At 41.0% G+C, this 10,848-nt stretch carries 12 protein-coding genes and 1 pseudogene; 1 reads left to right on the forward strand and 12 read right to left on the reverse strand.

The genetic code is table 11. The features are described 5' to 3' along the window. Positions 1 to 295: 295 nt before the first annotated feature. The 9 genes from IV50_RS01305 to IV50_RS01345 form a co-directional block, all read right to left on the reverse strand. Positions 296 to 820 (reverse strand): GNAT family N-acetyltransferase, encoded by a 525-nt coding sequence (locus IV50_RS01305; protein WP_057743954.1) that lies wholly within the window; start codon positions 818 to 820, stop codon positions 296 to 298. Positions 821 to 832: 12 nt separating this feature from the next. After that, entirely contained in the window at positions 833 to 2,011 is a 1,179-nt protein-coding gene (locus IV50_RS01310; RefSeq protein ID WP_057743957.1) for a thiolase family protein, read from the reverse strand. A gap of 260 nt (positions 2,012 to 2,271) precedes the next feature. Continuing rightward, positions 2,272 to 3,222, reverse strand: a complete 951-nt coding sequence (locus IV50_RS01315; RefSeq protein ID WP_057743960.1) for a Dyp-type peroxidase — start codon at positions 3,220 to 3,222, stop codon at positions 2,272 to 2,274. Between the two features lie 232 nt (positions 3,223 to 3,454). Further along, positions 3,455 to 3,898, reverse strand: a complete 444-nt coding sequence (locus IV50_RS01320) for a Fur family transcriptional regulator (protein WP_236697684.1) — start codon at positions 3,896 to 3,898, stop codon at positions 3,455 to 3,457. 22 nt (positions 3,899 to 3,920) lie between these two features. After that, the gene (locus tag IV50_RS01325) at positions 3,921 to 4,700 is read right to left on the reverse strand and encodes an ABC transporter permease (protein WP_057743964.1); all 780 of its coding nucleotides are present in this window, start codon (positions 4,698 to 4,700) and stop codon (positions 3,921 to 3,923) included. After that, on the reverse strand, positions 4,684 to 5,337 hold the full coding sequence (locus tag IV50_RS01330; RefSeq protein WP_236697685.1) for an ABC transporter ATP-binding protein: 654 nt from the start codon (positions 5,335 to 5,337) through the stop codon (positions 4,684 to 4,686). Before IV50_RS01330 ends, IV50_RS01325 begins: the two co-directional genes overlap by 17 nt. 93 nt (positions 5,338 to 5,430) lie before the next feature. Further along, the gene (locus IV50_RS01335) at positions 5,431 to 5,832 is read right to left on the reverse strand and encodes a VOC family protein (RefSeq protein WP_057743969.1); all 402 of its coding nucleotides are present in this window, start codon (positions 5,830 to 5,832) and stop codon (positions 5,431 to 5,433) included. An 11-nt stretch (positions 5,833 to 5,843) separates the two neighbouring features. Continuing rightward, positions 5,844 to 6,644: an alpha/beta fold hydrolase gene (locus IV50_RS01340; protein WP_057743972.1), complete on the reverse strand. Its 801-nt coding sequence runs from the start codon at positions 6,642 to 6,644 to the stop codon at positions 5,844 to 5,846. A 96-nt stretch (positions 6,645 to 6,740) separates the two neighbouring features. Continuing rightward, positions 6,741 to 7,313, reverse strand: coding sequence for a hypothetical protein (locus tag IV50_RS01345; RefSeq protein WP_057743975.1), 573 nt, complete (start codon positions 7,311 to 7,313; stop codon positions 6,741 to 6,743). A gap of 291 nt (positions 7,314 to 7,604) precedes the next feature. Here IV50_RS01345 and proC point away from each other — a divergent pair, with 291 nt between their 5' ends. Beyond that, complete coding sequence (gene proC / locus IV50_RS01350) at positions 7,605 to 8,372, forward strand: pyrroline-5-carboxylate reductase (protein WP_057743976.1); 768 nt, start codon at positions 7,605 to 7,607, stop codon at positions 8,370 to 8,372. A gap of 36 nt (positions 8,373 to 8,408) precedes the next feature. On the opposite strand, the gene citG is transcribed toward proC, so the two are convergent. The 3 genes and pseudogenes from citG to IV50_RS07880 all read right to left on the reverse strand — a co-directional run. Further along, a complete protein-coding gene (gene citG, locus IV50_RS07920) occupies positions 8,409 to 9,263 on the reverse strand; it encodes a triphosphoribosyl-dephospho-CoA synthase CitG (protein WP_057744636.1) in 855 nt (284 codons plus the stop codon). Continuing rightward, the gene (citX, locus tag IV50_RS07925) at positions 9,250 to 9,822 is read right to left on the reverse strand and encodes a citrate lyase holo-[acyl-carrier protein] synthase (protein WP_057743980.1); all 573 of its coding nucleotides are present in this window, start codon (positions 9,820 to 9,822) and stop codon (positions 9,250 to 9,252) included. The genes citG and citX overlap by 14 nt, the downstream gene beginning before the upstream one ends. 102 nt (positions 9,823 to 9,924) lie before the next feature. Continuing rightward, positions 9,925 to 10,848 (reverse strand): annotated as a pseudogene (locus tag IV50_RS07880) (hypothetical protein); the annotation flags it as partial.

Here is a 10,848-nt window from a genome sequence, read left to right on the forward strand (position 1 = left end):
AAAAACTGCTTGAACGAAATATAACAAAGGCAAGCGCCTCCTATCCGGCATCTTATGTGAACGTGATGCCGTGAAAAATTATACACGAAAAAAGACAATAAAAAAACCATTCAGGCGTTCACTCCCAAATGGTTATAGAACAAGAGGCGTACCCACTTGTTATATTTCGTTCTTTCATTATATCATTTTGTCCCGTTTTTGCAACTTGGTCACTGTCTAAATACAGATCTATATCAAAGGGAAGCCCCGGAGATACAGGGGGGATTTTGTCCTAAACGCTTTAAACTCTTAGACCCTATATGCCAAATTCTGGCGCATATTTCAACGTCCCATGCACATCAGTTAGCCCCTCTTCACGCATGGGTTTAATTTGAGAATACTCGTCCCGTACTTCCATAGGCGCTTCAATACCAAATTGGCTAGCTGCCTTATACCCAAATTGACGATAATAGTCGCCACCCAAAATACTAATAAAACTGTAGCCATGTTTTTTCGCTACTGTCTCAATTTCAGACATTAACGCTTTCCCCACGCCGTGCTTTTGTGCAATTGGTGCCACAGCCAAAGGCGCTAAGACTAGCCCTGAGGCTTGCGGTTGCTCATCATCAATAATTAAAGCATCTGAAAGTAGCGCATACCCCACTAACATCCCCGCATCCCAAGCAACAAAATCATAGGTGCTGGTCTTGTTACTTTTTCGGAGCGCTGTGACAAGTTCACTTTCACCTGAGTAACCGTGATCAGTCCCAGTGAAAGCTTCCTGAATCATGTTCGCTAAAGCTGGTACATCATTTTCATCAAGCGATTTTTTAATTTCCATTATGCTGATTCACTAAACCTTCTTGATTAAAGCTGAAACGCCCATGCCACCACCAATGCATAGTGCAGCAACACCATAAGCATCATCTGGCAATTCATTAATCAATGTCACCAAGACACGCGCCCCAGACGCACCAACTGGATGTCCAAGAGCAAGGGCACCCCCATTTGGATTTACATGTGCTGGATCCAAATCTAGCAAATCATTGGTTGCCACTGCTTGGGCGGCGAACGCCTCATTCAACTCAAACGTATTGATGTCTGATAACGCGAGTTCCGGATGCTTGCTCATTAAATCCTTAATCGCATAATATGGTCCAATGCCCATCATAGCTGGATCAAGTCCGACTAAACTAGCATCAACCCACTCTGCTAGCGGCTGCAAATCAAATGCCTTAACCGCTGCTTCACTCGCCAAAACGACTGCTGCTGCACCATCGTTAATACCTGAGGCATTTCCGGGTGTAACCATTCCGTCTTCTTTAAATGAAGGTCGTAAACTGTTTAACTTTTCAATTGAGGTATCGGCGCGTGGTCCTTCATCAGTATCAACGATTAATTCAGACTTCTTCATTTTAACCGGCACTTCAACGATTTCATCATCAAATGCGCCCGACGCCATCGCCTGTAATGCACGTTGATGACTTTCGTAAGCAAATTGGTCCATCGCTTCACGGCTCACATGATATTCATCGGCAATATTTTCTGCTGTTATCCCCATGTGATAACCACCTTCAGCATCGGTAAGGGCATCGGATAACAGCGTATCCTTTAAAGTACCATCGCCCATACGATAACCAAATCGCGCTTTGTCCAAAACATAGGGTGCTTGGGACATATTTTCCATGCCACCGGCTACAATCACTTGTGCTTGACCAGCTTGAATCAATGCAGCCGCAGTATTCACACTTGAAAGTCCTGAACCACAGACATCATTTAACGTGATGGCAGGTGTTTGGTTGCCTAACCCAGCTAACTGGCTGGCTTGACGGGCAGGATTCTGTCCTAATCCTGCTTGGAGGACATTTCCCATGATGACTTGATCAACTTTCAAATTTTGTTCACCCTGGGCTTGTTCAACTGCGCCTTTAATTGCGCGAGCACCTAGTTCTGGTGCTGAAACAGTTGCCAGCTTTCCTCCAAATTTACCAACTGCGGTACGCTTCGCACCGACGATATAAACTTTTGACATCAATTCCAGCTCCAATCTTTCGATTTTTTATTTTTATCTTTATTCAACGTAATCACATACAAGTGGTAATTATACCGCGTTAACTTTGATTTAACCATAAAAAAAATCCCAGTCGAGGGACCTGCCAGTTTCTCGACTGAGATATCGTTTCAATATGCTGCTATCTAAAATGAACGTCTCTAACACCTTTAATTGTAAACGCTTTCATTATAGAATGCAATAAAAAAAGAACGTCCCATCAACGGCGCTCTTTTAACGATCTATGCATTTAATTTACCGTCGGCAATGTCAGCCAACATATCACGTGATGGTACAAAGTAAACTTGTCCTGTCAACAACGTTGAGAAGGTCAAGAGGTAGTCGCTTTGGTCAACCATGTTTTCCAACATGTGCTTCGTAACTTCCCAATGACGTGAATACCCAATGAAGTAAGTTCCGGTCTTATCTTGTGCTGGATCAGAAACTGGCACATTCATCCGCACAATTTTTTGTTCTTCCCCATCTGGTTCGTACTTAGATGCCACATTGTGCGCATTCTTAAATTTATCATCATCTTCAAGTTCAAGGTCGGTAAACTTTTCACGCCCTACAGCTTTTTCTTGCGTTTCAGTCGCCTGGTTGTTCCAGAAATCCATATCATGAATCCACTTTTGCGCAAATGCATAAGACCCATTAATAAACTCCGGATCTTCATCCCCAATAATGGCATACTCAGCTGCATCTTGTACTTCAGGTGCTTCTGTTCCATCAATGAAACCGATAATCGCACGACCTTCAAAGTAGCGGAACCCCTTGGTTTCATCTAATACAGTTGTGAAATCCTTCAAAAAGCGACGATATTGTGTCACTACTTCGTAAACAGTTGCTTCAGTCTTAGCACGAACATGTAAGAAAATATCCCCTTTAGTAGCAGGCATACTATACTCTGGTCCACTAACTCCCGTAAATGTTTCCAACTCTTTTGGCTTATCCGCATTTGGGAAAAGGTATTCCCATGCTTCATTACTAAAACCAATTGAAACTTTCAAACTGTCTTGTGCTGAACGAATACGCATTGAACGAATAATTGCTTGTGAACGATCCGCAAATTCTTGAATACCAGCCTGTGCAGCTGCTTGGTCCTCGCGTGTCAATTCCAAAACTTCAAAGGACACGTGTTCGCCAATATCCTTCCAAACATCCTGTGCCTTTGCTGGGTTAATTTCAACCATGTTGCGCCTCCTCTTGTGTATATGAGATTACGAATTGATTTTTCGTCTCATCTTTATCTTTCTACAAATTCATTTTATCACAATTTAGAATGAAACTAAATTAAAAAAATAATATAATTGTGTATTTTTTAAAAAAATTTATCCGTCATTTTAATTACACCGAATTCATTATATATACATATCGCAACAATTTATACAAAAAAGCGCAGCTCAGAAACGAGATGCGCTTTTATTAGTTATTAATTCCAAGTTTCTCTTGGCAGATTGGGCAGAGCCCTTCAACCGTGACTTCATAGCCTTTAATCAAAAATCCGGTCTCATTGGCTGCAATATTAGGTAACTGACTCAAGTCAAAATTCCGACCATCAACGATGCGTCCGCAATTCGTACAAATCGCATGATAGTGTGGATGTCCAAAATAATCATAGTGTCGCTTACCATCCATATCACTATCAATCGCTAAAACTAACTGCGTTTTCAATAACAACTCCAAAGTATTGTAAACTGTCGCAAGACTAATTGACTTATCTTGATTTTTCAAATCCTGATAAATCATTTCCGCCGTTGGATGTGTCTCATGAGTCATCAAATACGCTAAAATTTCTTTTCGTTGTGGCGTCAATTTGTAGCCAGCATCACGCATTGCTTGCAAAGCGTTTTCAAATTCTTCAGACAATATGCCTCCCCCTAATCTGTTTTTATTGTTTTGGCTTTGGTAACTGTAACTGCCAATGCGCATTGTAGAACTTACGTGTTGCTAAGTAGCTACCATAAACCGAAGCAATTCCAGTTGCTGAAAGCAACATAAAGACAACGACAATTTGGTACTTAATCGCGTGAATTGGATCAACCCCCGCCATAATCAGCCCGGTCATCATTCCTGGTAATGAAACTAAACCATAGGTCCGAACTGAATCAATTGTTGGCTGCATTCCTGTTCGAATAGCTTCTTTAGCAATATCTCCAGTCGCCAATTTAGGACTAGCACCAAGGGCCAGCCGTTCTTGGACGACTTCTTGTTGATCAGTAAACTGTTGGTTGAGATTTCGGAAGACCAATCCCATTGCTGTCATTGAATTTCCTGCAACCATCCCAGTCACTGGAATCAACTGATAGGGTTCAAATTTAATCACGCGAGTCAGTACCAAGATTCCCACAGTAATTAATGTCGAGATAGTTAAGCCTACCCCAGCAATTTTAAACGCACCCGGAATCCCTTGACTTCGATAGGCCGCATTTCTGGCCGCATTGAAAACAATCAGCACCGCCATCACCAGTGTTAACCAGGTATTATTAACTTGGAAGACAAATTTCAATAAATAACCGACAATGATTAATTGAATAATTGCCCGTGCAACAGAAATGATTGTATCTTTTTCCAAATGTAGCTTTTGTTGATAACTAATAGCCAATGAGATTAACACTAAACTGAATGATAAAATCAAAGACCAATTACTAACATTAATTTGTGCGTTCATTAATCGTCGCCTCCCCATCTTCAAGTGTCATAATTGCGTTTGCGTGTTTAATTTCTTCGCCATCATGCGTTACAGAAAGAATGGCAAAATGATATCTATCTTGCATTTGTTGAATCAAAGCCCAAATTGTTTTTTTCGTTTCGGCATCAAGTCCAGTTGAAATTTCATCAAGTAGCAAAACCTTAGGCGGAAATAGTAGATTTCTAGCAACACCTACTCGTTGACGTTGTCCACCAGATAACTCATGAACATCCTTATCCAAGAAGCTTTCTGGTAAATCCATTGCGCGTAATAGCGTTAACTCGCGATTCACATCAGGTGTTTGATTGCGCACCTGAAATGGTAAATCTAAATTATCCCGAACGGTTTTACCAAAAAGTTGGGCTGATTGCACCGCATAAGAGACATCCTGACGGTAAGTGCTAATATCATAGTCCCACTGATTCTTACTATCCAGCGTAATTGTGCCGCTCGTCGCGTCAACTAATCCGGCAATAATCCTAAGTAGCGTACTTTTCCCACTACCTGATTCGCCCGTTATGGTCAACCAATCATCATTTTGGACGGTGAACGTAACATGGTCAAATATCGTCGTGCCATCAAATTGCATTTTCAAATCTTTTACACTAAATGTCATCATGGTCCTCCTACTTTTTTGTAACTCTATTTTAACGCTAAGTTAGAATAATTACAAATTAAAAAGGACATTGCCGCGCAATGTCCTCCTTGATTATTGATTAATTTGACAAAATTCAACAATTTCATGATTTGGTCCTTCAACATTGAAGAACTTAATCCCTTTATCCCAGAAAGGGCGTTCTTGAATTGAGTCATTCACGACATTCAAAGTGCTCGTCTGACACTCAGCAAAAATGTCTTCGATATGTTCAACATTCAATGAAATATGATTAATCGCACCAACAACTCCGTTGGCTTGTTCAGCACGAGCTTCCCACGTTTCGATAACAAGGCCTTTAAATTCAAGGAATTTTACCTTCGACGTCAAATTCTGAAACTCACCAGTTACTTTAAAACCGAGCAGCTCCCAAAATTTAATCGTTGCATCCATATCACGAGTTGGAATTCCAACGTGTTGTAAACCAGTTGCATTTTCTTCGATAGTCTTAAGCATTGTACGCTCCTTTAATGGGTATTAACGAATGACGTTAAAATAGTATTGAATGTTTCTGGATCTTCCACATGTGGCAGGTGTCCTGTATGAGGTACGATAGCAACTTCGGCTTGATCATCTGTAATATGTTGGTAAGTTGCCGCATAATCACTCGACCATAATGGCGATTCCCCACCAGCCACGAAAAGCTGTGGTAAATCACGATACGTTCGAATAACATCACGCCAATCCTGGACTAGATGATTCAAAAGCAATGGTTCATTTTGTTCATAATTGAATGGATGCTCGGCTTGCACCGTGCGAATCGCATAATAGACATTATCAGGCAAGTGCTTAACCGTCATTTTAACATGCTCAACATTACGCGCTGTTAAACTCAAATTGTCCCAGCTATCATCCAATAGACCATAAGGCCAGTCATCTGTATTCAAAGCCTTCGGTGACTGGTCAATTGTCACAACTTGTGCAACGCGCGCCTCACCATAAATTGAAAGATACGCCCAAATAACTGCAGCCCCCATTGAATGTCCCACCAAAATAACGTGATCCAAGTTCAATTCGCGAATGACATCAGCTAAATCCGCACCTAAACGTGAAATTCGTGCCCCTTTACCTGTACGTGCTGAGGCACCATGGTTACGAAGATCCAGTACAATCACTCGAAATCCCAGCGCTTCAAATGCCCTCTGTTGATTTAAAAATTCAGCATGACTGCCGCCATATCCATGAATCAAAATCATCGGTTGACCCTGCTTATTTTGTGAATCTTCATAATATAAGCGCGTATGATCATTTGTATAAAAATATGTCATGCTGCTTGCCTCCATCTTTTTTGCTATGCATCCATTGTACACCAAATGCCGCTTAAACCAGGTATAAAAAAAAACACGGTTTCCCATGTTTAAATGCTATAAGCGATTGGCGATTGAATACCCCACGGTACCAATAAGAACTAGCCCCATCACACTTGCCGCCAAGACACCAATAGTGTCGATGGCCCATTGAAATGAATGCATCATGGTAAAGCCATAGGCTGGCATCATTTGCATACCAACAAACATAATCCCAAAAAGTAATCCAATCATAAAAATAATTTTAATTTGATCAACATATGAACCACCCGTATCTAACGCATGGGCAAACTGCTTTCGTTGCTTTTCATATGAAACATTGAACTTGGCGTATGCTTGACTTTGTGCATCACCGTCGTCCATGGCTAAAATGTTAACGGCTTGATCTCGTAAATCACCCAAAATTCCGTTAAATTCATTATCATCAATATCCGTAACCATCTTTTGCATTGTTGCGAGATCCAGTTGCGTTGATGCGGGATACTTCGCAAAAAATTGCTTTAATGTCATCCCAACATGCGCAATTTCTATGTTTGATTGACCTTGTTTACGAGAATAGATATTCACCAAAGCCATCCCGATTAATGAAATCGAAACCGTAATGATTCCGAAAATCGTTGTAAAATACATCAAAGGCCCTCCTTTTGTATGTCTTGATTTAATTAAACTACATTGCTTCTATCGCGTTTATTTTTTATTTGTACTATTATAATAGCACGTACCGGTTCTCATATAATTTGATGCGATAACACTTAGATTAAGCATCTATGACACCGTGTTTTATGTTTGTTACATTCTTTCTAATATTACAAAATAAGATATTTTTCATATATTTTATGTTAAATTACCGCATGCAACACAGCAAAATAATATGCTACAATAAAGCCAACATAAATCAAAACAAGATGAGGGAGCTTACTTATGAAAGTTGGTATTATCGGTATTGGCCACATGGGTCAAGCCATTACAGATGGTCTTTTAAATCAAGTTTCGCCCGCCGAGATAATTTTAGGGTCACATCGTATTAATGCTGCGATGCAAAGTTACCATGAAAAAAATAAAATTACCGTTACTGATGATTATTCAGACATCATGGATGCAAATCCTGAATTTCTGATTTTTACCACCCCGGCTGCTAAAACCCCTGAAATTATGGATCAATTTAAAGGTATTGATTCAGATGTGACGGTTTTATCAGTTGCTAGCGGCGTTAGTCTTGGTGATATTCAAACTAAGTTCCCGGAAAACCCCAGCGCTCTAGTCGTACCGAACACACCCGTCTCTGTTAATCATGGTACCTTAGGTGTCGCAATGGGCCCACACGTAACCAAATCAAACAACATTGAATCATTTTTAGGCTTATTAGGCGATGTTTATACCGTCCCTGAAAGTGAATTCAATATTTTTGGGACCATTACTGGTTGCGGTCCCGCCTTTCTTGATGTTTTCTTGTCCGCTCTTGGCGATGCTGCCGTCAAAAATGGTCTGCCACGTGCTTTAGCCTATGAAGCTGCTGCCAGCATGGCTAAAGGTAGTGCCAGCCTACTACAAGAAAGTGGGCTTACCCCCGACGCTCTAAAAGATCAGGTGACAACGCCTGGTGGATCAACCATTCGTGGTGTGGTGAGCCTTGAAAAGAACGCTTTCCGGTCAGCCATCATTGAAGCAGTTGATGCAGCGAATAATTAAAAAAAAACACGTCCCTAATGGGGCGTGTTTTTTTAATTAAAGCACATCGGTTACGATAGCCATATAAACTGTCAGAATAAGTAGATCAGCTGAACCACCCAAACTAAGATTTTTTTCAATACAAATATTATCTAAGGTTTTGGCATAGTTCAAACCTTCCTCGGTCTTACTCCCGCCCATCGTAAAGTAAGCGTCTACTTGCCCCTGCCACCAGGGTAAGATATCCATCGTGCCGGCTCGCTTAATCAAATTCGAATCTTCCGTTTCCCGTGAAATCATCATAAGTGTATCTAATAAACGTCCATTCATGTCACCCGTCGTTGACGCAAGATAAGGTAAAGCAATCCCCATGACGACTGGGAAGCCAGCTTCAGCCTGGCCCCGGATTCCCGTTGCACCATATTTTAGAAATTGACGTTCACCAGCTGTTAACGTTTTTTCTGGTTTTTGAGTCAGCCGCGCAAAATCGTGCTCGCTCAATCCCTGTAACATCGCTTGAACCGTCTGACTAACATTTTCACTGGTAATGGGTTGGGCCTGTGCTATTAAATAAGCAGTGGCGCATACTAAAATGCCCAAAGAAAAGACCGCCCCCTTATGGGTATTAACACCTTTAGTTGCATTAAACATATCCTTTTCAGCATCAATACCAGCTTGCCTTAATTCTTCAAAAAGCGCCGTCAAACTACGGTTACCATTGAATTGTTCCGCTAAGGTAACTGCTGTACTCAAATAAGGTTGTAAGCTCACTGCACTATCAATAAAGGTATAAACATCCATATCGGAGTGGGCTCCATTACTACTTGGGTCAACCAACCCCGGTTTGGGGTTAACCGTAACTTCATAAAGTAAGGCCCGCTCGGCAGCCTGAACAAAATCAATCGTCTGCATTGTCATCAATAACTGCTCCTTGATTTACTAAAAAGGTTTGATAGATATTATCTAACGCAGCTGTCATTTCAGTTTTACTGTGTTGCTGGGTTCGAGCACAAACTTTAGCATCTTCACCACAAACAAAACACTTGCGCACATCAAAGCCTAATTCCGTGCGTGATAGTTGTTGACCATCATCAACAGCTGCCATCACGTCTACATCAAAAATACGTCCTAATGAATCAGTTTGTTCGAAGCGAATTCCGTTAATCTTAGCATCATGGAGCGACTGACTAACGACTATGAACGCTTCTGGACCAGTCTCTCGATCAAAATAAACCACTTCTTCAACTTTATTTTGGGCATACATACTTTCGAGCGTCTTTAACCCGCGTTGAAACATCGCCAATATGGCTGGACTTTGTTTCATAGCCCCCGGAATGTTCATTTTAATGCTTATCAGACTTGCTTCCGGAAAGCGATTCATTAAGTTATTTTGTTTATTTACGCGCCATTCTTTGTTGGATAAAATTTGTTCGAGTGTAACCTCAGATCCATTTTCAAAAACATGCTTCAATATCATTTCCCCCAAAAAGCAAAAATTATTTATTTACCTATTATACCCTATAATTTTAGAACCTATAAAAAAACAGTCAACATCGCTGTTAACTGTTTTTAATTAAGCTAGCTTTCCACGTCCGTTAGCATCAAAAGTATAGCGCTTTCCATTGATTGTAATGGTACGGTTAGTTACTTGATGATAATCTTCATAGAATTCAACACTACCATCAGGCATGCGAACTAGGCCATTGACGGCAACACCTTGTGCATTCATATAGTAAACAATACCATCTACGGTAACGTGTTGGTTGAATACTTGAGCACGTGTTGTTGGATCGTAATACTTGATTGTACGTTCACGGGTAGTTGGATTGATAACCTTAGTAATTAATCCATCGACTGCCCAACCCTTATTATCAAAGTAATAAGTCTTTCCATCAATTGTCTTCTCTTGATTCTTTAATTGAACGCGAGTTGTTGGATCAAAGTATTGCAAAGCACGATATCCTGTTTCTGGATTTGCGGCACCCCAACGAATACCTTCAGTTGCCCAGCCCTTACCATCAAAGAAGTAAGTCTTACCATTGATCGTCAACCACTTATTCTTATATTGAACACGTGTCTTTGGATCGAAGTACTGTAGGGCACGGTAACCGGTTTGTGGATTAGCTCCTCCAGTTCGGAAACCATCTTCTGCCCAGCCCTTCCCATCAAAGAAGTAAGTCTTACCATTGATCGTCAACCACTTATTCTTATATTGAACACGTGTCTTTGGATCGAAGTACTGTAGGGCACGGTAACCGGTTTGTGGATTAGCTCCTCCAGTTCGGAAACCATCTTCTGCCCAGCCCTTACCATCAAAGAAGTAAGTATTGCCATTAATCGTCAACCACTTGTTCTTATATTGGACACGAGTTGTTGGGTCAAAGTATTGCAAAGCACGATAACCCGTCTTTGGATTAGCTGCTCCCCAACGTAATCCGTCGGTTGCCCATCCCTTAGCATCAAAGAAGTAGGTCTTACCACCAGTCGTTAGCCACTT

It is taken from the genome of Weissella viridescens, assembly GCF_001437355.1.
Classification (GTDB): domain Bacteria; phylum Bacillota; class Bacilli; order Lactobacillales; family Lactobacillaceae; genus Weissella; species Weissella viridescens.